This is a genomic window from Corynebacterium mendelii, assembly GCF_017307055.1.
Lineage (GTDB): Bacteria > Actinomycetota > Actinomycetes > Mycobacteriales > Mycobacteriaceae > Corynebacterium > Corynebacterium mendelii.
Genome location: NZ_JAFLEQ010000017.1, coordinates 109,832 through 130,088 on the forward strand (window position 1 = coordinate 109,832; position 20,257 = coordinate 130,088).

General features: G+C 64.0%; 16 protein-coding genes. 6 read left to right on the plus strand and 10 right to left on the minus strand.

Annotation, left to right across the window (positions count from 1 at the left end; translation table 11 throughout):
- Positions 1-4: 4 nt before the first annotated feature.
- The 4 genes from ftsH to dacB all read right to left on the minus strand — a co-directional run bounded on the left by ftsH (position 5) and on the right by dacB (position 5,795).
- Positions 5-2,530, minus strand: coding sequence for an ATP-dependent zinc metalloprotease FtsH (gene ftsH / locus JZY06_RS10825; protein ID WP_207279570.1), 2,526 nt, complete (start codon positions 2,528-2,530; stop codon positions 5-7).
- A 266-nt stretch (positions 2,531-2,796) separates the two neighbouring features.
- On the minus strand, positions 2,797-3,384 hold the full coding sequence (hpt, locus tag JZY06_RS10830; protein ID WP_207279571.1) for a hypoxanthine phosphoribosyltransferase: 588 nt from the start codon (positions 3,382-3,384) through the stop codon (positions 2,797-2,799).
- A complete protein-coding gene (gene tilS / locus JZY06_RS10835) occupies positions 3,335-4,483 on the minus strand; it encodes a tRNA lysidine(34) synthetase TilS (protein ID WP_207279572.1) in 1,149 nt (382 codons plus the stop codon). The genes hpt and tilS overlap by 50 nt, the downstream gene beginning before the upstream one ends.
- A 22-nt stretch (positions 4,484-4,505) precedes the next feature.
- Positions 4,506-5,795, minus strand: coding sequence for a D-alanyl-D-alanine carboxypeptidase/D-alanyl-D-alanine endopeptidase (gene dacB / locus JZY06_RS10840; protein ID WP_207279573.1), 1,290 nt, complete (start codon positions 5,793-5,795; stop codon positions 4,506-4,508).
- Between the two features lie 326 nt (positions 5,796-6,121).
- On the opposite strand from dacB, the gene JZY06_RS10845 reads away from it, so the two are divergent.
- The 5 genes from JZY06_RS10845 to JZY06_RS10865 all read left to right on the plus strand — a co-directional run bounded on the left by JZY06_RS10845 (position 6,122) and on the right by JZY06_RS10865 (position 13,558).
- Positions 6,122-6,598 (plus strand): inorganic diphosphatase, encoded by a 477-nt coding sequence (locus JZY06_RS10845; protein WP_207279574.1) that lies wholly within the window; start codon positions 6,122-6,124, stop codon positions 6,596-6,598.
- 136 nt (positions 6,599-6,734) lie between these two features.
- Positions 6,735-8,087, plus strand: coding sequence for a potassium channel family protein (locus JZY06_RS10850; RefSeq protein WP_207279575.1), 1,353 nt, complete (start codon positions 6,735-6,737; stop codon positions 8,085-8,087).
- 158 nt (positions 8,088-8,245) lie between these two features.
- Positions 8,246-8,536 carry a rhodanese-like domain-containing protein gene (locus JZY06_RS10855; RefSeq protein ID WP_207279576.1) on the plus strand — a complete coding sequence of 97 codons (291 nt, stop codon included), beginning with the start codon at positions 8,246-8,248 and terminating at the stop codon, positions 8,534-8,536.
- A gap of 90 nt (positions 8,537-8,626) precedes the next feature.
- A complete protein-coding gene (locus JZY06_RS10860; RefSeq protein ID WP_207279577.1) occupies positions 8,627-9,073 on the plus strand; it encodes a MarR family winged helix-turn-helix transcriptional regulator in 447 nt (148 codons plus the stop codon).
- A gap of 471 nt (positions 9,074-9,544) precedes the next feature.
- Complete coding sequence (locus JZY06_RS10865) at positions 9,545-13,558, plus strand: Pls/PosA family non-ribosomal peptide synthetase (RefSeq protein ID WP_207279578.1); 4,014 nt, start codon at positions 9,545-9,547, stop codon at positions 13,556-13,558.
- A 128-nt stretch (positions 13,559-13,686) separates the two neighbouring features.
- On the opposite strand, the gene JZY06_RS10870 is transcribed toward JZY06_RS10865, so the two are convergent.
- The 5 genes from JZY06_RS10870 to JZY06_RS10885 all read right to left on the minus strand — a co-directional run bounded on the left by JZY06_RS10870 (position 13,687) and on the right by JZY06_RS10885 (position 18,048).
- A complete protein-coding gene (locus JZY06_RS10870; protein ID WP_207279579.1) occupies positions 13,687-14,376 on the minus strand; it encodes a TetR/AcrR family transcriptional regulator in 690 nt (229 codons plus the stop codon).
- Between the two features lie 555 nt (positions 14,377-14,931).
- The gene (gene ppk2 / locus JZY06_RS10875; protein WP_207279580.1) at positions 14,932-15,831 is read right to left on the minus strand and encodes a polyphosphate kinase 2; all 900 of its coding nucleotides are present in this window, start codon (positions 15,829-15,831) and stop codon (positions 14,932-14,934) included.
- A gap of 152 nt (positions 15,832-15,983) precedes the next feature.
- A complete protein-coding gene (locus JZY06_RS12465; protein ID WP_255568552.1) occupies positions 15,984-16,118 on the minus strand; it encodes a hypothetical protein in 135 nt (44 codons plus the stop codon).
- Positions 16,119-16,223: 105 nt separating this feature from the next.
- Entirely contained in the window at positions 16,224-16,439 is a 216-nt protein-coding gene (locus JZY06_RS10880; RefSeq protein ID WP_207279581.1) for a PorH family porin, read from the minus strand.
- A gap of 619 nt (positions 16,440-17,058) precedes the next feature.
- Complete coding sequence (locus tag JZY06_RS10885; protein ID WP_207279582.1) at positions 17,059-18,048, minus strand: pantoate--beta-alanine ligase; 990 nt, start codon at positions 18,046-18,048, stop codon at positions 17,059-17,061.
- A gap of 401 nt (positions 18,049-18,449) precedes the next feature.
- Here JZY06_RS10885 and JZY06_RS10890 point away from each other — a divergent pair, with 401 nt between their 5' ends.
- Positions 18,450-19,220 carry a DeoR/GlpR family DNA-binding transcription regulator gene (locus tag JZY06_RS10890; RefSeq protein WP_207279583.1) on the plus strand — a complete coding sequence of 257 codons (771 nt, stop codon included), beginning with the start codon at positions 18,450-18,452 and terminating at the stop codon, positions 19,218-19,220.
- 40 nt (positions 19,221-19,260) lie between these two features.
- Here the strand turns inward: JZY06_RS10890 and JZY06_RS10895 are convergent, their stop codons facing one another.
- Positions 19,261-19,992 (minus strand): HAD family hydrolase, encoded by a 732-nt coding sequence (locus JZY06_RS10895; RefSeq protein WP_207279584.1) that lies wholly within the window; start codon positions 19,990-19,992, stop codon positions 19,261-19,263.
- Positions 19,993-20,257 lie beyond the last annotated feature (265 nt).

Sequence of the window (20,257 nt, forward strand, 5' to 3'; positions counted from 1 at the left end):
CCGGTCACTTCGACCTCCACGGGTCATCGCCCTGCCCCGGGGTGCCGGGCCGGGGGGTGTGTTCCGGACCGTCGGCGTCACCGAAACGGTCACTGCCGGTGTGCGGATCCACTTGTTCGGCGTGCCCGCCGGCGGTGCCGTCACTGTCACCGGTGGCCGGGCAGTCATCCCCGTCCGGCAGGTCATCGAACTGGCTGCGGTACTCGGCCTGCCCCCAGCCGTCCTCTTCGGGGTGGTCGGGGCGCTCGTTGTCCGGCAGCCGGAAACCAATGAGTTCACTCTCCGGCGGTGTGGGACGGTCATGGGCGCTGCCGGCACCGTCCGCCGGGTAGGACCGGTGTCCGGGATGCGGTGTGTCGCCCCGCTGCGGTGCGGGAGTTTCCTGCCATCCGGGGACTTCCCAGTCCGGCGGCGGCGGGGTGGCCCCACCGTAGACCGGCGAGTGGCTGTAGGTTTTCGCCCCCGGCCCGCCGCCGGAGCTGTCACCGGCAGCGGAAGACGACTCCGCCGGGGAGACGGCGAGCTGTTTTTCCCGCCGCGCGCGGGCTGCTTTCGACGCCTCCAGAATGGAGAACCGTTTCGGCGGTTGGACACCTTTTTCCTTGGCGATCTCGGCCGGTGTTTTCACCGGTTCAAAGCCCGGCTGGCGGGGGAAGTCGGCGTCTTCCCCGGGGAAGACTTCCCCGGATGCCCGCCGCGGGAGATCCCCGAACAACGCCTCCAGGTCGGGCCTGCGCAGGGTTTCCTTTTCCAGCAGTTTCTCCGCCAACCGGTCCAGGTACTGCCGGTTGTCGGACAAAATGCTGTAGGCCTGCCGGTGGGCTTTGGCCAGCAGATATTCCACTTCTTCGTCGATGGTGGCGGCCACCTTCGGCGAATAGTCGAGGCTGCCCCCGGCGCCGCCGTAGCCGGCAAACGGATCGCCCTGTTCTTCACCGTATTTGACGGTTCCCACCGCCGGGGACATGCCGTATTCGGTGACCATGGCGCGGGCGATTTTGGTGGCGTGCTCAATATCGGCGGACGCCCCGGTGGTCGGCTGGCCGAAGACCAGTTCTTCCGCCGCACGCCCACCCATGGCAAAGACCAGCCGGGCAAAAAGCTCCGCCCGGGTGTAGGTGCCTTTGTCATCGTCGCCGGCGGTCATGGCGTGCCCGCCGGTTTTGCCGCGGGCCAAAATAGTGACCTTGTGCACCCGGTCGATGTCTTCCATCCCCCAGGCAGCCAGCGTGTGGCCGCCCTCGTGGTAGGCGGTGACTTTTTTCTCGTGCTCGGAGATGATCCGCGAGGATCTCCGCGGGCCGCCGACCACCCGGTCGGTGGCTTCTTCCAGGGCATCGGCGGTGATCACATTGCCGCCGATGCGGGCGGTGAGAAGGGCGGCTTCGTTGAGCACGTTGGCCAGATCGGCACCGGACATCCCGGCGGTGCGTTTGGCCAGCGCCTTCAAATCCACATCCGGGGCCAACGGTTTGCCGTCGGCGTGCACGGTGAGGATTTGTTCCCGGCCGACGAGATCCGGGTTGGTCACAGGGATCTGCCGGTCGAAACGCCCCGGGCGCAAAAGCGCCGGATCCAAAATATCGGGCCGGTTGGTGGCGGCCATCAAAATGACGCCTTCCCGGTCACCGAAACCGTCCATTTCCACCAGCAGCTGGTTGAGGGTTTGTTCCCGCTCATCGTGTCCGCCGCCCATGCCGGAGCCGCGCTGTCGGCCGACGGCATCGATTTCGTCGACGAAGATGATGCAGGGGCTGTTTTCTTTGGCCTGCTTGAACAGATCCCGCACCCTGGAGGCACCGACACCGACAAACATTTCCACGAAATCGGATCCGGAGATCGAATAGAACGGCACCCCCGCTTCCCCGGCCACGGCCCGGGCGAGCAGTGTTTTACCGGTTCCGGGTGGCCCGTAGAGCAGCACGCCGCGCGGAATTTTCGCCCCCAGTTCCTCATACCGTGACGGGTCTTCCAGGAAGTCTTTGATTTCGTGCAGTTCGTCGACGGCTTCCTCACACCCGGCCACATCGGCGAAGGTGTTGGTGGGCATGTCTTTGTTGAGTTCCTTGGCTTTCGAGCCGCCGAAACCGAACATGCCCATGCCGCCGCCCTGCATCCGGGAAAACGCGAACATGATCAACCCGAAGATGAGCAGCATCGGCAGCATCATCATCAGCATCGAACCGAGGAAGGAATCCTTGGTGACCTTGGTGGTGAACGATTCCGGTTCGGCTTTCTCCACCAGCTCGAAAATCTTCGGGGAGGTCCGCGCCGGATACTGGGTGGTGATTTTGTCCACACCCTCTTTGTCCTCGACCTTGATGGCCTTGGTCAGCTGCAGATTCAGCGTCTGTTCCCGGTCGTCGATGCGGGCTTTTTTCACGTTGCCGTCAGCCAGCTGGGCCACCGCAATCGAGGTGTCGACCGTCCGGTAGCCGCGCGTGTCATCGGTGACGATGGTCATCACGTACAGGGCGATCAGCGCCACGGCGGCAATGAGGCCGTACCTCAGAATCTTTTTGTTGTCCATCCTTTAAAAACCAGCCGCTCCACAACCCGGGGTGCCGCCCCACCGGCGCAACGGTTGTGCTGCAACCGTGGGGGTGGTGAACTGGTGGCACGGGGGATGAGTCGGGGTGCCGGCCGCCTTTCTGTCGGTCGTGGTGTCGGGTGCACGGGGCACTGGCGCGGGCCGCAGACCGCGGCCCGGCCCAGTAGCGCCGACTTTTTCAGGTCTCTAACAGTAGCTACCGGCCGCGGTATCACCGAAACCAGCCCCGCCGGCCGGGGTCGGGTTTACCGGTAGACGCTCGGGCGCAGCACCCCGACGAAGGGCAGGTCCCGGTAGCGTTCGGCGAAATCGAGTCCGTAGCCGACGACGAATTCGTTGGGCAGGTCGAATCCCAGATCCTGCAGTTCCAGGTCGAGTTTCGTTTTCACCGCGTCGGGTTTGCGCAGCAGCGCCACCACCCCCAGCGATTTCGGGCCGCGGTTTTTTAGGTTTTTGATCAGCCACGACAGCGTCAGCCCGGAGTCGATGATGTCTTCGACGATGATGACGTTGCGGCCGGTGATGTCCCGGTCGAGATCTTTGAGAATCCGCACCACCCCGGAGGAGGAGGTCTGGTTGCCGTAGGAGGATACGGCCATAAACTCCATCTGGGAGGGAATCGTCAGGGCGCGGGCGAAATCGGTGATGAAAAACACCGCCCCTTTGAGCACCCCGATGAGAATGATGTCGTCGTCTTCGTCGCCGAATTTCGCCGAGACTTTGTCGGCCATCTGCTGGATCCGGGTGTGCAGTTCGTCCTCGGTGACTAAAACCCGTTCCACATCATCGCCGTAGGCGTTGGCTGGTACCGGGCGGGCTGGGGGGGTGGTCATCATCGCGTGGCTGGTCTTTCGTGACGGTGGTGTTCAACGGGGGATGCGGGGTCGGTGGTCTGTCCGGCAGCTGCCGGCGCCCGCCCGGGGCGGGCGCGGCGGGCAGGGATGGACCGCCTGCGGCAACTGCCAGCTTGCCACCTTTGCGCGTGACAACCAACCGGCGGCCGGCACCGGCTTTGCCGACGGCCACCGGTCCCTGGCCGTGCCAGTCGGTGAGCAGATAGTCGATGGCGGCGAGTTTCTTCGCGCTCACCGCCACCGCGTGGCCGGTCAGCCAGGCGGCGATCACCGCCCGCCGCAGCGGTTCGGGGCGGCAGGCCAGCGTCACCGACAGCCGCCCGTCGGTGTCGGTGAGTTCGGCGAGTTGTTTCTCGGCGGCGGCGGCGACAAATCCGGCGTTGTCGGCGCCGATTGCCGCCGCCCGGGCCAAAGCCGCCACCGGATCCCCGCCGATCACCGCCGCCAGCTGCGGGATGATCTGCCGGCGGATGGCCACCCGCAGAAAAGACGGGTCACTGTTCATCGGGTCGTCCCAGTAGTCAACGCCGAGTTCTTTCATCGCCCCGGTGGTGTCGGCACGGCGCACCCCGAGAAATGGCCGCCGCACCACCACCGGGCCGCGCACACTGACCGGCCGCATACTGTTCGGCTGCCCCCGCAGACTGCTGATCAGCTGGTTTTCGGCCAGATCATCCTGGGTGTGCGCCAAGCCCACATCCAGCCCCAACGCTGCTGCCCGGGCTGTCAAGGCGTCAAGCCGCACGGCACGTGCCGCAGCCTCCACCCCGCCGCGCGCCACCGCCGCGGCGGGGACCGTCACCGGGATGATCTCGGCTTCCGCCCCCAGGCGGCGGGCGGTGGCGGCGGCCGTGGCCGCCACCGCCGCGTGGTCCTGCTGCAGCCCGTGGTCGATGATCAGGGCATGCACCTGCGGGGTTTCGGCGACCGCGGCAGCCACCAGCGCCAGGGAATCCGGCCCCCCGGAGCATCCCACCGCCAGCCCGCCGTCCGGACAGGCCCGCCGCAGGGCGTGCCGCAGCGCCAGGAAGTGGGGGCTGGGTTCCGGGATGGGGATGTCACCGATGGTGGCGGGCATGGCGGATGATCCTTGTGTTTTTTCAGCCCTGCACGGCGGCGGCCATCCGGTCCAGGACCGGGCGGGCGGCAAATGGTGGGGTGCCGTTGGACAGAAGGGCGAACACATAGACCACACCCCCGCGGGAGGTCACTGTTCCCGCCAGAGCGGAGGTCTCGAGCAGGGTGCCGGTTTTGGCCCGCACGAATCCTTTCGCCGGGGTGTCGGCGTAGCGTCCGGCCAGGGTTCCGGTGGCATTGCTGATCGGCAGGGTGCCCACAAGCGGGGTGAGTGGCGGGGATTCCACCGCCTGGACCAGCACCCCGGTCAGTGTCGCCGGGGGGATGCGGTTGTCGTCGGACAGCCCGCAGGTATCGGCCAGCACCACCCCGGTGGTGTCGACGCCCATACCGGCCAGCACATCAATGACGGCCCGGGCCGCGGCCGCGCTGTCGGGGCGTTGCACACCGCGGGCCACCGCGATTTCCCGGCCGAGCGCCTCAGCCATCACATTGTCCGAATGCTGCATGATCGCGCCCAAACGCTCGACAAGCGGCGCCGAGTGCACCCGGGCCAGCACCTCCGCCTGCTCCGGGCTGCCGCCGAAACCGGTGTCCCCGGCCCCCAGGCGGGTGGCCAGGGCGGCTGCCGCATCCAGGGCCGGGGCGGCTGAGCGGGGAAGATCCCCGCTGTCGCCGCCGATCCGGCCGCCGTGGACCATCACCGGCTGCATGGGGGCGATGTACCCGCCGGGCACATCCTCGGCATGCCAGCCGGAAGCGAAATCGTTGTCCGACCACACCCCGGTATCCACCAGCACCCGGGTGACCGTGCCCTGGCCGCGGGCGGCAATGACCTGTGCGGCCAGGTCATCCAGGCGCGCCTGATCGAGCATGACATCCCCGCCGGCGACCATGACCACCGTGTCCGGCCTGTCACCGGCAACAACAGTGGTGTCCACCCGGTGGTCGGGGCCGAGCACCCGCAAAGCGGCCGCCCCGGTGAGCAGTTTGGTCACACTGGCCGGGCGCAGCGGCTGGCCGCCGTGCGACCACACCATCTGCCCCGAGTCAACGGCCACCACCGCCCCGCTGAGCTGCCCGGCACCGTCGCTGGTGGCCAGCCGGTCGAGTTCCGCCGTCATACGGGCCACATCGTCGGCGGCCGGCAGGCCGGTGGCCGGGGCCACCAGGGCGGCCGGTGTGGCCACCTCCACCGCCGGATCATGCACCAGCTCCGGGACGGCGGCGGCTTTCACCCCGGCGTAGCCTGCGGTGGCGGCAACAGCCACCGCCACCACACCGGCAGTGGCGACAAATCCGGCTTTCGCCACGGACCCGCTCCTTAAACTCGCAAACAACAACAGACAACAAGACGACAAGAGGTGAAAAAGCACGAAAGGCAACCCGGCGCGCAGCGCACTGCGGCGGGTCGCCGCCGACACCACTTTATACTCTGCCGCGGCCGGTCACGCCCCGCCGCGGCCCCTTGCCGACCGCGGCCGGCCGGGGTCGGCCTAGACTGGTGTCGACCGTTGACGCATCCGCCCGCCGGGTTGATTTTGTCGTGCCACCGCCGGGGTGCGGGTGCGTTTTATTCCTGACACAACCAAGAAAGGACATCCCCGCCGCCTGTGGCCGGTGGCGGGGAGATACTGCGATGAGCCTTGAAGTCACCATTGAAATCCCCAAGGGGTCCCGCAACAAGTACGAGGTCGACCACGAAACCGGCCGCGTGAAACTGGACCGCTACCTGTTCACCCCGATGGCCTACCCCACCGACTACGGTTTCATCGACAACACCCTCGGCGAGGACGGCGACCCGCTGGACGCCCTGGTGATCATGCCGGAGCCGGTCTTTCCCGGCTGCGTGGTCGATGCCCGGGTGGTCGGCGTGTTCAACATGACCGATGAAGCCGGCGGCGATGACAAGCTGATCTGTGTGCTCGACGATGTGCGTTTCGACGGCTACCGGGACATCGACGATGTGCCGCAGGATGTGCGCAACGAAATCGAGCACTTCTTCGTCCACTACAAGGATCTGGAGCCGGGCAAGGAAGTCCACGGCACCGGCTGGGGCGATAAAGCCGCCGCGGAAAAGATTTTCTCCGAGGCCGTCGAACGCTTCGGCAAATAGTCCCGCAGCCCCCGAAGTATTTCCCGCCGCCGGTGGTTCCGTGCACCGGCGGCGGTTTTTTCACCCCTCCCCCCCACCGGCGGCGGTGAGGGGACCGGGCCGGGCACGGTGCCCCCACCGTGGCACACTTGGAACCATGCCGACGACACACCCCCGCAGCACACGGTCGCCGATACCGCAGTCCCTGGCCGGTTTTTTCGCCCGGGCACGCTACGCGTACGAGGTTTTGTTCTACCCGGATGTTCCCGACGACGCGCCCCCGCAGCGGAAATGGGAAGCATCGGTGGAAGGCCCGATGCTGGTGGTCTCGGTGGTGTTTCTGATCCTGTTCACCGGCGCGGCCCTGGGGAAAACCGATGCTTTCGGCACCCAGATCGCCGAAATCGGCATGTGGGTGACCTGGATTATTTTCGTCATCGACTATGTGGTGCGGCTGATCCTGGCCAATCCGCGGGGCAAATGGTTTCTCACCCATCTCCATGAGCTGCTGATTGTGGCGCTGCCGTGGTTTCGGCCGCTGCGGATTTTGCGCATCGTGCCGATTTTGTTCCTCATGCAGCGGTTCTCGGCGAAAAACCAGCGCATCACGGTGGCCATCTACACCGGTGCGGCGTCACTGCTGATGATTCTGGTCGCCGCGTTGTCGATGTATGACGCCGAATACGGCCAGCCCGATTCCCACATCACCTCCTTCGGTGACGCCCTGTGGTGGTCGGTGGTGACGGTGACCACCGTCGGCTACGGCGATATCACCCCGGTGACCCAGTTCGGCCGCGGTATCGGCATTTTCCTCATGATCGGCGGTATTGCCGTCGCCGGTATCGTCACCGCGACGGTGGCCGCCTGGCTGGTGCAGCAGGTCGAGGACCACAATTCCTCCGATGATCTGCAGCAAAACCTCATGCTGGAGATCATTGCCCTGCGCCGGGAAATCACATCCCTGCGCGCCGAGGTCGAAGCAGCCACCGGCACAGCCCCGGCCGCGGCAGCCCCCACCCCGGCGGGGGACGGCCCGGGCACACAGCAGGCCCCCGCAGACCGGCCCGCCGCAGAGGGGGCACCCCCCGGAAAAGACACCGGCACCGACGGGCCGCACCACCGCCACCCGCGCCGGGATTCCAGTCTCGCCCGCTGGCTCGACCATTTCAAAAAGATCGGCCCCCACCAGCCGGTCAACGGCAGCAGGACCCCACCTGCCGCCGCATCACCCGATCCTGCCTCCCCCCGTCCCGCACTCCCGGACGACACCGCCGACCAGCCGGAGGAACCGGCGGACCAGGCAGCCGGGACAGCACCGGACCACCCGCGTGACAGCGCATCCGCCGCCACCGAGTCGAGCACCCCCGTGGCGGGCACGACCGGCGGCCCCGGTACCGCCGGTGGCACCGGTCGAGGCCGGGATACCGGCCGCGTCCGGGACGACGGGGACGACGACAACGGCGACAACGGCGACAGCGGTGGCAACGGCACCGGCCGGGCGGGGGCCTGATCCCGCCCCCCGCCGGGCGTATCCCCGGCGGTGACGGCCGCGTCCCGCGGCCTAGGATGTGCACCACCGGGTGTGTTGCTCCCGCGCCACCCCACAGGCGGTGGGATACCCCGGCAAAAAACCCCTAAGTTTTTGTACATAAGGAAAGACTTTTCACCATGCAGCAGATCACTCCCGCACAGGTTCCCGCCGACGCCCAGCTCATCGATGTCCGTGAGCCGGAGGAATTCGCCGCCGGGCATGCCGCCGGGGCAGTCAATGTGCCACTGGGCGATGTTCCCGCCCGCTGGCGGGAATTCAACCAGGATGAGACCGTCTACATCATCTGCCAGTCGGGCGGCCGGTCGGCCCGGGCCTGCCAGTGGCTGGAACAGTCGGTGGGGGTTGAGGCGACAAATGTTGACGGCGGCACCAGCGCCTGGGCGGCCGCCGGGCTGCCGATGAGCTGACTGTCCACCTGCGGGCGCAGGCGCCGCCCGCCCGGACTTGTGGGACAAACCCGCCGTGCCGACCACCGGCAGCCACTATGATCGGTGGGTATGCCGACGAATGAGGGAATCCCCACAGAGCTGTTGCAGTCACCGTCATTCCAGCTGGAAAGGCTGCGGCGGCGGACCCGCGACGAAGTGGAGGCCACATTGGATGGCCGGGACACCACGCTGCGGGAATTTTGGGTGCTGACCTGTCTGGTGGCCGAAGCCACCGGATCCCAGTCGGCGTTGTGCGATCTGCTGGCCATCGACGCCTCTGATATGGTGCGGCTTCTTGACTGCCTGGAAGACCGCAAATGGGTCAAACGGCAGCGGGACAAAAAAGACCGCCGCCGCCAGATTGTCACCGCCACCAAAAAAGGCCGCCAGGCGCAAAAGGAACTTGCCTCTCTGGTCAGCGCCGCCGAGGACCGGGCGCTGGATGAATCAACCTCCAAGCAGCTCAAGCACCTGCGCAAACTGGCCAAAGCCATTATCGCCGCCGAAGAGGACTAGGCGCGCACCCCGGGCGATAGCCGGCTGATTCCCGCGGCACTCCCGCCCGCCGCATTAGGCCGGCCGGTGTCTGCCCCCTGCAGCATGCCCGGAGGGTGGCGCCCTCCCGCCGCCGGCTGCCCGGTCGGGCAGGAGACCGGCGGTGGTGTTTTTCTCCCGCACGCTTGTTTTCCCCCGCCCGCATCCGCTCCGGGCGGCGGCGGCCCGCGCCACCCGGGGCGGGCACAACATGAACACCGGGAAACGGTGGGGTTGTACGGCGGTAAAGCGACGGTGTCGATTCGACTACGACCTTGTTTTCGCTGCTGGGGGCGGCATCCCGGGGCATGGCTGCTGGATATACTTTTGTTCCGGCACCGCGCCTGCCGCGGGGCGCACCCCCGGCCCCCGCCGGGGCGCCGATCGCGGGTGCCGGTTTCCCCCAGCTTTCATTGCCCCTGCTGTCTTTTCACCTTTTGCGAGTGAGTGACCGTGACCGAATCCACCCCCGCCCAGGTACCCGGCCCACCGGCCGGGGTGCCGCCGCAGTTTCTGCTGTCCGATCAGGCGCCCGCCCCGCGCACCCTGGTGGATGTGTTCGCCGAATCGGTGGCACGGCACCCGGATGCGGCGGCGCTTGATGACGGGCGGGTGGTCACCTACCGGGAACTGGACCGCATTATTGCCGTCGGTGTCGACCGGCTGGCCGAGGCGGGGCTGCGGCGCGGCGACCGGGTCGGGGTGCGGCTGACATCGGGCCGCAATGATCTCTACATCGCGATTGTGACGGTGCTGCACGCCGGGTGCGCCTATGTGCCGGTGGATGCCGACGACCCGGATGAGCGCGTCGAGCTGGTCTTCAGCCAGGCGGATGTGGCGGCGGTGATCACCGACGACGGGATCACTGTCACCGATACCGTCCGCAGCCGCCTGCACGGCGACGGTGGCCGGGCACACCCGGTCAATGATGACCGCCGGTGCGGGCCGCCCGGCCCGGATGATGATGCGTGGATTATTTTCACCTCCGGCTCCACCGGCCTGCCCAAGGGGGTGGCGGTGACCCACCGCTCGGCGGCGGCGTTCGTCGATGCCGAAGCCAGGCATTTTCTCGTTTCCTCCCCCGGCGGGCCACTCGGCCCGGAAGACCGGGTGCTGGCCGGGCTGTCGGTGGGTTTCGATGCTTCCTGCGAGGAGATATGGCTGGCGTTTGGCCACGGGGCCTGTCTGGTGCCCGCCCCCCGGCGGCTGGTGCGCTCCGGAATGGATCTGGGCCCGTGGCTGATCAGGCAGTCGGTGACGGTGGTCTCCACGGTGCCGACCCTGGCGGGCATGTGGCCGGCGGAAGCGCTCGACAGTGTGCGGCTGCTGATTTTCGGCGGGGAGGCATGCCCGGCGGAACTGGTCGAACGGCTGGCCACCGACGACCGGGAGGTGTGGAACACCTACGGGCCGACGGAAGCCACTGTTGTCTCCACCCTGGCGCCGCTGGAACCCGGACGGGAGGTCTCCATCGGTGTTCCGCTGGATGGCTGGGATACGGTGGTCGTCGATGGCGACGGTATGCCGGTCGGTATCGGGCAGACCGGTGAACTGGTCATCGGCGGGGTGGGTCTTGCCCGCTACCTGGATGCGGACAAAGACGCCGAAAAATTCGCCCCCGCCCCGCAGCTGGGCTGGCGGCGCGCCTACCGCTCCGGTGACCATGTGCGGCTGGAAGAAGACGGCCTGTATTTCGTCGGCCGGATCGACGACCAGGTCAAAATCGGGGGACGCCGCATTGAACTGGGGGAAATCAACGCCAATGTGGGGGCGCTGGACAACGTCAAATCAGCGGCCGTGGTGGTGCGCACCACCGCCGCGGCGGATAAAGTCCTGGTCGCCTATCTCAGTCTCGTGGATACCGCACAAGGCTTCGACCACACTGCCGCCACCGAACGTCTTGCGGCCACCATGCCCCGGGCGCTGGTCCCGCGTATCCATGTCATGGAGGATCTGCCGGTCACCTCATCGGGGAAAGTGGACAAAAAATCCCTCCCCTGGCCGCTGCCCGGCGCCGATGTCACCGCCACGGGGCTGGGTCCGGTGGCCGCCTGGCTGGCGGAACTGTGGGTGGAGACCCTGGCGGTCAGTGTCGATAGCGACCACGCCGATTTTTTCTCTTTGGGCGGCACTTCCCTTGCCGCGGCCGGGCTGGTGGCCCGTATCCGCGGCACCGTGCCCACCGTCAGTGTGCGGGATCTCTACGACCACCCGCGGCTGGGGGCCCTGGCCGACAGGATCACCGACATCGCGGAGGCCAACGGCATCGATCTTGCCGCGCAGTTGGCCTCCGGATCCGCCGCGGCCCCCTCGCAGGTCCGGTCACAGGTGGCCCCGGTACCGGCGGGCACACGGCTTGCCCAGGCCGTGATCCAGATACCGGTGATGATCATCCAGGCCGCCACCTGGATCGCCTGGCTGGCGGTGGGCAATACGATAGGCCACTTTTTCGGTCTCGACTGGGCGGTGGATATCCCCTGGCCGGTGGTGGCCGTGATGTTTGTTGTCTTCGCCACCCCACTGGGCCGCCTGCCTGTCGGGGCGCTGTGCGCCCGGCTGATCACCGCCGGGATCACCGCCGGGGACTACCCGCGCGGCGGTGCGGTGCATCTACGGCTGTGGGCGGCGCAGCGGATCACCGATGCGGTCGGCGCCCAGGGCATCGCCGGGGCCGCCTGGGTGCAAACCTATGCCCGGGCCTTGGGGGCGCGGATCGGCACCGGCGCCACCCTGCATTCCCTGCCGCCGGTCACCGGCATGCTGCAGCTGGGCGACTACGCCTCAGTGGAACCGGACTGCGATCTGTCCGGCATCTGGATTGACGGCGACACCGTCCATGTCGGGACCATCACCATCAAAGACGGTGCCCGCATCGGCGCCCGCAGTGTGCTCTACCCGAATACGGTGGTCGGCAAAAACGCCCACGTGGAATCCGGTTCGGCGGTGACAGCCACCAAAAAAATCAAGGCCTCTTCCCGCTGGGCGGGCTCGCCGGCCCGCAAAGTCGGCCGCCCCAAACACCGCTTCCCCGACACCACCCCGCCCCGCGCACCCCAGTGGGTGGCCGCGTACGCTGCCGCCGGACTGGTGGTCTCCCTGCTGCCGGTGGTGGCCCTGGCCGCCGGGGCGGTCACCGCCCTGTGGCTGGGCGGGTTTTTCACCGCCGGCCCACCCCGCGGCACAGCAGATATCATTCTCGCCATGATTCCGGCCGTGGTGTGCGGCACCGCCGCCGCGTTCGCCGTCTACATGCTGCAGGTGACAATCCTGATCCGGCTGGCGGCAGGCTGGATTACCGCGGGCGTGCATCCGGTGCGTTCCCGCCAGGGGGTGGCGTTGTGGATGACCGAACGGCTGCTGGATGCCGCCCGCACCCACCTATTCGCCCTCTACGCAGCCCAGCTGACCCCCTGGTGGTTCAAAACACTGGGTGCCACGATCGGCACGGACGTCGAAATATCGACCGCGGTCATGATCCCGAAGCTGACGGAAATCAAAGACGGTGCTTTTTTGGCCGACGACACCACCATCGGCGGCTACGAGCTGGGCGGCGGCTGGCTGACCACCGACCGTGCCCGCATCGGCAAACGAAGCTTCCTGGGAAATTCCGGGCTGGCCGGGCCGGGGAGGAAACTGTCGAAAAATTCGCTGGTGGCCGTGCTGTCGGCGGTGCCGAAAAAAACGAAATCCGGCTCCAACTGGTGGGGTTCCCCGCCGGAGCGGCTGCGCCGCACCGCCGCCTGCTGTGACGACCAGTCACAGACCTACTCCCCGACAGCCGGGTTGAAAGCCAGGCGCGGAGCCGTCGAAACCCTCCGGCTTTTCGCCCCGGTGACCTCTTTCACCCTGGCGGCAGCCGTGGTGGCCGTCCTGCAGGCCATTGTCCACCACGCCGCGTCACCGCTGCAGGGCCTTGTGCTGGCCTGGCTGGCGGGCGGGCCGGTGCTGATGCTGGCCGGTCTTGCCGCGGCGGTGATCACCGTGACGGTCAAATGGGTGTGTGTCGGCCGGATCAGCGCCGGTGACCACCCGCTGTGGTCGTCGTTTGTGTGGCGCAACGAGCTGCAGGACACCTTCGTCGAAACTGTGGCCGCCCCGTGGTTTTCCGTGCCCAACCTGGGGACCGGATCATTGAACATGTTTCTGCGCGTCCTGGGGGCCACCATCGGCCGGGGCGCCTGGATCGACTCCTACTGGCTGCCGGAAGCCGACCTGGTCACCATCGGTGACGGCGCCAGTGTGGGCCCGGGCTGCGTGGTGCAAACCCACCTGTTCCAGGACCGGGTGATGACTCTTGACCGGGTCACCATCGGTGACGGCGCCACCCTGGCAAGCCAGTCGGTCATGCTTCCCGCCTCCACCCTGGGCACAGACACCGTCATCCACCCGGCATCACTGGTCATGCGCGGCGACCATGTCCCCGACCGCACCCGCTGGCGCGGCAACCCGATCGAACCGCAGAAATAGCCGCCCGGACAACCTGCTCCCCCACCGGCACACACCCCGCACAGACCACAGCCCCGGGCGGTGGGCGCGCCGGTGATATGGCCCGCAACCCGGGGTGGGATGGCCTGGCCCGGGTGGGGTGGCCGCTGTTACCGGTCCGTGGTCAACGGCCCGGTCAAAGCCTGCTGGACGACAGGCCCGTAGATGGCGGTGATTTCCCCGACGCTCATGCGGGAAATCCCCGGATACCCCAGCACTGTGCGGGCAATACCCAGCCCCATCAAATGGCCGGCGGCAATGGCGACCCGCAGATCCACCTGGTCGATGCCTTCAGCCCGCAGACGCTCATCCACCCCGTCCCAGATCAACTGGTAGACCGCGGTGCGCAGCCCGTCCGGGTCCTCGATGAGCAGGGTTTTGAAGCGGGCCACCATGGCATAGCCTTCGGTGCGTTCCCAGTTGGCCGCCAGCACCCGCACAATAGTGGTGCCAAGCTGGTCGAGCGGCACACCGGACAACTGGTCGGCCACCTCCTGCGGGTTGATCATCAACGCGGTGGCTTCCTCGTAGAGGCCCTTTTTGCCGCCGAAGTGGTGGGAGATCAACGCCACATCCACTTCCGCTTTCGCCGCAATCGCCCGCAACGTGGTGCCGGCGTAGCCGCGCCGCGGGAACAGTTCCCTGGCGGCGTCAAGAATCCGCCGGCGGCCCGGCGGCTGGGTGTGTTCCTCCCCGCTGTCGGGGCCGGTGGACAAAGGGACCGGAACCATGCGCATGGCCGGATTCTCCGGGCTGCCGGAAACCGGGGGTACGTAGCCCTGCCCGTCGTCAATAGTCATAGCTGTGCTTCCTTAAAAAATGTCAGCAGGCTCGGCCATGGCCGCCACCGCAATCCTGCGGCGACTTCACGGCGATCCGCCGGCGACGACCGTATTTTTTGCAGTCGTTCATAAAAGGCGTCTACCAGCGGATATAGCCTGCTCAAGATAATCTCTCGCCCGTGAATCAATCATACTCACGGACTGTTTGACAGAAAACTACATCGCGTCATAATTTTCAAAACCGCTGGTTGCAACACCGCGACTGTGTCCGACCTCTCATCAAGACTACCCTGAACCAACCTTATATAGGGACAGATGCGGGCGCGCCACGACATGTAGCGCCCACAGCACCCGGCTGCCATTACCCCCGAGACAGCGATGCGTCCACATCCTGCCGAAGACACACAATCCCCGCCACCCGGGCGGTACATGCGGCTGACACCGCACCGTCCGGATGGCGGGGATAACACGGGGTTTCGTTGTGTTTTTCCCGCTAGCCGCCCCACCGTCGTATGCGCCCGCCCGGGAACGGCGGGCGGGCGCAACCCAAGGTCACAGGGCGGGGCCGATATCTTAGTCGCCGATCTGATCCCGGCCGCGGAGCACGATCTTCGGATCGGGTTCACCGACAATCGAGTGGTCTTTGCCGGTGTATTCGAACTTGGAGAGCACAAACCGCATGGCATTGATGCGGGCGCGTTTTTTGTCGTTGGATTTGATGGTGATCCAGGGGGATTCGTCGGTGTCGGTGTAGCGGAACTGTTCTTCCTTGGCGCGGGTGTAGTCGTCCCACTTGTCCAGGGAAGCCAGGTCCATCGGCGACAGCTTCCATTGGCGGACCGGATCGACCTGGCGGATGGCGAACCTGGTGCGCTGCTCTTTCTGGGTGACCGAGAACCAGAACTTGGTCAACGAGATACCCGACCCCATGATCATGTTCTCCAGCATCGGCACTTCACGCAGGAATTCGGCGTGCTGTGATTCGGTGCAAAAACCCATCACCCGTTCCACACCGGAGCGGTTGTACCAGGACCGGTCGAAAAACACGATCTCGCCGGCTGCCGGAAAATGCTGGATGTAGCGCTGGAAGTACCAGGACGTCGACTCCCGCGGGGAGGGCTTTTCCAGTGCCACAGTCCTGGCGCCACGGGGATTGAGGTGCTCGTTGAAACGCTTGATCGTACCGCCCTTACCGGCGGCGTCGCGCCCCTCGAACAAGATGATGTGCCGTTGGCCGGTGTCTTTGGTCCAGTTCTGCCACTTCAGCAATTCGATCTGGAGGGCACGTTTGATGTGCTCGTATTCCTTGCGGGTCATCCGTTCGTCGTAGGGGTAATTTTCCCGCCACGTCTGAACAGGTTCACCGTTCGGTTTGATCAGAACCGGGTCATCGTCATCGGAATCGTCGACCACATACCCTTCAGTGGCGGCGAGGTTGATGACCGGAAGCTCGTCGTCGTGTGTGTCAGCCATAACTCAAGATTAGTCCGCAATTGCCGTGTTCGCGCCGAATTCAAAACGTTTCGCATTCAATTTTCTTCCCCTTCCCCGAAATGACATTAACCCCGACCAAAAGGTCGGGGTTGCAGTCTTGACCCTAGATCACAGGGTCGAAAAAAGCCGCACTACATAGCGGGCAGCAGACCGATCAGTTTCTGGACGTTGCCGGCCAGGCTGGCGAACGGTGCCAGGAAGTCGAAGATGTTCGGCAGCGGGCCGTCGACAGAGAAGCTGGTGACGGTAACAACAAAATCGTACATGTGATTTCTCCTAGAGGATCACGGCTCTTATGATCAAGCCGCTGGAAAGATGTGTGGTGATCATTGGTGGGCTGATTCAAAAATCAACCCGCGAGTCGTGTTCGACTACTTGGCCTTCTTAGCGACAGCCGCAGCGTAATTCTCGTCGAATACCTTCTTGGACGCCTCGTAATCAGCGGTGTCGCCGAAAGGCTTGATGTCGCCCTCGAAGAGGCCGGCAAGGTTCTGCAGGGAGGCGGGGAGGGTCTTCAGCAGACCGGACATGCTTTCGACAAAATCCTTGAAGTTGCCGAGCTGCTCTTTGATGACATCGAGATCCATATGAGTTCTCCTTGAGAGGTACCAGCTCTGGAGCTGGTGAAGGTTTCCAGTTGCTGACGCCCCTCAGGACGTCAGGGACCAACATAATTCTGAGCATCGCCCCCGTCAAGCCTGAACAACGGCGGCCGCAACTGAGAACCCCGCCCGGAAGATAGGTTTTGTGATAGATATCACCCGCACGGTCACAGCCAATTAAAAAGCATCTCAACTGGGATTTTCACAACTTAACGATCGATCAGGGCCGCTCCGGCACCATTTTCAAGCTTAAGTTGGGTGGCCTTTTCAACCTCCCCAGTAACACCCCGGACTGCCATTCCGATATCTGCACAACTATCCCGACGGGGCCGGAAAAAAATTTTTTACCCTCCCCCATTGGGGGGTGGTTTCAGGTTACCCAACTGAGACCCCAAAATTGACACATGTCTAAAAGTTGCACGTCAAGACATGTAAACACAGATCAAAGCACAATTTCCCATGGTCACATATAGGTTAAGACGGCAGCAGGACGCGAAAACTATTGACAATAAGCGTTGCTCGTGAATGCTTGTGTGACTAGTGGGGCGAATGTGACTTGTTTTTACGCGAGAAACCAGGGTTTCTCATTTTTTTCTAAGACAGCTCACCTGTTGTCTGTGTCGCTGTCACGGTGGTGTCGGGCGGAGCGGATTTCGTCGACTTTACGTTTGAGGCTTTTCAGTTCCCGGTATTCCTGCTCGGACAACTCACTGTCCAACCCTGCAGCATTCAAGGCCGCCTGGACGATCTCTTTTTCCTGCCGGGCCGTCAGGTCCTCACAGATCACGCCCACATTGTCGACCAGCCGGGTATCCCCTATTCTCACCGCCGCAATCAGCCGCGCCTCGGTGTGATCACCGGTGACTGCGGTGATCGGGTTGAGCCAGCAGTCGGTGATCTCCAGGTAGTCGATGTCGATGCCGGGTACCGATTCAAGGACCATCTGCGCGGTTTCTTTCACCTTCTCCGGTCCCTGCGGCCCGGCATGGGCACCGGCAGTCAGTGCGGCGGAAAGCGCAATAGCGGTTTCACGTTGTTCGGGAGACAGCTGCTTTTCCGCCCGCGAAACGGCCACCCCATCACGCCTTCGAATAACCGGAACGGAATGCACAGTTATTTCCCACGATAGGTCAGTAACCATCTGTTGAACGAGTAACAAATGTTGGTATTTTTTCTCACCGATGACAACGTCGGAACAATGTGACTGGTTGATGAGCTTGGCGACAGCGGTGAGATATTTATCGAAGTATCCCGGTTGCACGGCACCTTCCAGACACGCCCCCAATTCACCAGCAGTCACAGTAGTGCGAAATCCCGAGGGGAAAAGTTCATCCATCGAGGGAACGTAGACTAGCTCACACCCTGCTTGCTCCAATCGGGCGCGATCCTGGTCAGCGATGACGGCAACCGTCATTTTGTCGGCGCCATTCCCCATAAGAGTTTGTTCATCAATCACTGCCGCTACGACCACCGCCCTCGGCAGGCTCCGTGCAGCGCAAATCAATTCGATATGAGCTTCATGGAGAGGCAATTGCACCGGAACAAGCACCACAGGACGCCCGGTTTTCCTCAGCGCACGAGTCGTCTGTGCCAAGGAGTCACCTTTTGTGTGCAGTGATAGTTTTCCCGCTTGATAGCCAGGCATAGCTTTCGTTTCCGTTTGTCGCGTTCGATCTAATTGATAGACGTGGCTGTTCGCATTTAGCCACAGTTCATCGGGCCAATGCTAGTCTCCCCGCTGCCTGTTCAGTGGCTACGCGGCCGTGTGTCCACCAATTGCTGGTTTCGTCTACGGAAAAACAGTGGAAAGGTACTGTCCGATCTGACAGAGTAATCTGGAAGGGCAGCGACGGGACTGCCGCATCGGGGCTTTCTAGCCGGAGTAGCAACCACAGTATTTCTGATCGGCCTTGCAGGCGACCGTCATCAGGCAGGTGAATTCCGGTACTGGCCACACGCGCACCAATCCACCCCACACCACTGACAGCGGTTGACATGACACAGGCCAAATATCCGACTGAACGTCGAGCAGAGCTTCTACGAACACTTGCAGCAGAAGGGCGCATCGAAGTAGCACTCGCTGCTGACCGCCTTGGGGTGACAACAGAAACAGTCCGCAAGGATTTGACCGCCCTTGAGTCACAGGGGAGGTTAAGGCGCATCCATGGTGGTGCGGTTCCAGTAGAAAAACTCAATTTTGAGCCAGACCTCAGCTCCAGAACCGCGATGTCGGAGGAGAAAACCCGAATAGCCAAGGCAGCACTGGACTATTTGCCGAGTTCCGGAAGTGTCCTGCTCGATGCAGGAACAACCACCCAGGCGCTAGCGGATGCAATCGGTCCTGACACACACTTGCGGTTCTATTCGAACTCTGTGCCGGTTGCTTTCAGCCTGCTCAAGGTGCCGGGGGTGGAAGTGGATTTGCTGGGGGGAACACTACGCCGCACAACTGTTGCCGCCGTCGGGGAACGCATTTGCAGGATGCTCGACGAAATTAATGTTGACGTTGTGTTCCTCGGTACGAATGGCCTGTCCGCCGCCCGGGGACTAACAACACCCAATCCTGAGGAAGCAGCAGTCAAACGCCGAATGCTCGCTACCGCGGAGACGCGCATTCTGTTGACCGACCACTCTAAGTTCGGTCTTGTGCGCGGCATCCGCCACGCCGAGCTTCGTGACATCGACATAGTCATCACCGATTCCGGCACCACCGCCAAGCAGTGTGAAATGATTCGTGCCGCAGGTCCAGAGATTGTTCTGGTCTAGACCCCGGACCTGTCGACTTCCGCAGCCTCCCGCAACCCAACTACGGTGTGCGCTCGGACCCGGATACGACCAGTGCAGACAGCATTTCCGATGTGACATTGTCCAGGCCATCAACCGAACACACCCTAGCTTGCGGATATCTGGCACGTGCCTGTTTCTCAAGCTCGCCTGATCGTCCCCCGACCAATAGCACGGCTGCGCCAGACTCCAGACCTGCTGTCATACCGCCCGACGAATCTTCGACAACCACACAGCGCCGGATATCCGCCCCGACTTTCTCGGCTGCAGCCAAATAGGGATCTGGTGCTGGTTTACACCGGTCGGTCTCATCACCTGCGACTGATGCTGCAAAAGGACTGGTTGCCGCACTGATCGTAATGTCGACCAACGGCCGAAACGAAGATGAGACCAAGGCACACGGGACATCAGCGCCCTCCAACTCGGCCAGAAGCTTTTTAGCTCCCGGCAGCCAAGGACAGTGGTGTTCCAGTGATGCGCCAACCCGGTCGACGAGAGTATCAGCCAATTCTTTCGGAGTCCCTGGCATGCCTTTGCTGATCATGGCCGCGGTGGCCTGAAGAAGCGGGATACCGAACACCCGAGCGGTGTCCTCTTCCGTCCAATCAACCCCGTACTCCCGAGCGAGATCGATTTCTGCATCAAGCCAGAGAGACTCCGAATCAATGAGGGTTCCGTCCATATCGAACAAAACCGCCGCAGGCTGGTGCGGGTTGCACGGTCCGTGCGCATGGTCAGTTACCTGTGCATTCATACGCCCCAATGTAGTTGCGAATCATCCGGTTACGCGACCCTGACACTTCACTACAACGCACCGTGATAGGCCAGCTTTTTCGCCGCTGAACTGTGAAGAAGTGCCCACGGAGAGTCCAACGCACAATGCCACAGCTTGGCTTTATTTGGTTTTCTATTGTTTTTATTGCGTTCAGGTGGCAGGCTTAGTGACAAACGAAGATAAACCCAATTTTATTGTTGGGTTACCAACCGAGGAGGCCAGGTTGACTGGACAACCCACCGCC

Excerpts from the sequence above, each read along its gene's own strand:
- JZY06_RS10870 (WP_207279579.1), bottom strand. The coding sequence starts at position 14,376 with ATGACTATTGACGACGGGCAGGGCTACGTACCCCCGGTTTCCGGCAGC.
- JZY06_RS10860 (WP_207279577.1), top strand. The coding sequence starts at position 8,627 with ATGCCGACGAATGAGGGAATCCCCACAGAGCTGTTGCAGTCACCGTCA.
- JZY06_RS10855 (WP_207279576.1), top strand. The coding sequence starts at position 8,246 with ATGCAGCAGATCACTCCCGCACAGGTTCCCGCCGACGCCCAGCTCATC.
- tilS (WP_207279572.1), bottom strand. The coding sequence starts at position 4,483 with ATGCCCGCCACCATCGGTGACATCCCCATCCCGGAACCCAGCCCCCAC.
- JZY06_RS10845 (WP_207279574.1), top strand. The coding sequence starts at position 6,122 with ATGAGCCTTGAAGTCACCATTGAAATCCCCAAGGGGTCCCGCAACAAG.
- ppk2 (WP_207279580.1), bottom strand. The coding sequence starts at position 15,831 with ATGGCTGACACACACGACGACGAGCTTCCGGTCATCAACCTCGCCGCC.
- JZY06_RS10890 (WP_207279583.1), top strand. The coding sequence starts at position 18,450 with ATGACACAGGCCAAATATCCGACTGAACGTCGAGCAGAGCTTCTACGA.
- ftsH (WP_207279570.1), bottom strand. The coding sequence starts at position 2,530 with ATGGACAACAAAAAGATTCTGAGGTACGGCCTCATTGCCGCCGTGGCG.
- hpt (WP_207279571.1), bottom strand. The coding sequence starts at position 3,384 with ATGACCACCCCCCCAGCCCGCCCGGTACCAGCCAACGCCTACGGCGAT.
- JZY06_RS10850 (WP_207279575.1), top strand. The coding sequence starts at position 6,735 with ATGCCGACGACACACCCCCGCAGCACACGGTCGCCGATACCGCAGTCC.
- JZY06_RS10880 (WP_207279581.1), bottom strand. The coding sequence starts at position 16,439 with ATGGATCTCGATGTCATCAAAGAGCAGCTCGGCAACTTCAAGGATTTT.
- JZY06_RS10895 (WP_207279584.1), bottom strand. The coding sequence starts at position 19,992 with ATGAATGCACAGGTAACTGACCATGCGCACGGACCGTGCAACCCGCAC.
- JZY06_RS12465 (WP_255568552.1), bottom strand. The coding sequence starts at position 16,118 with ATGTACGATTTTGTTGTTACCGTCACCAGCTTCTCTGTCGACGGCCCG.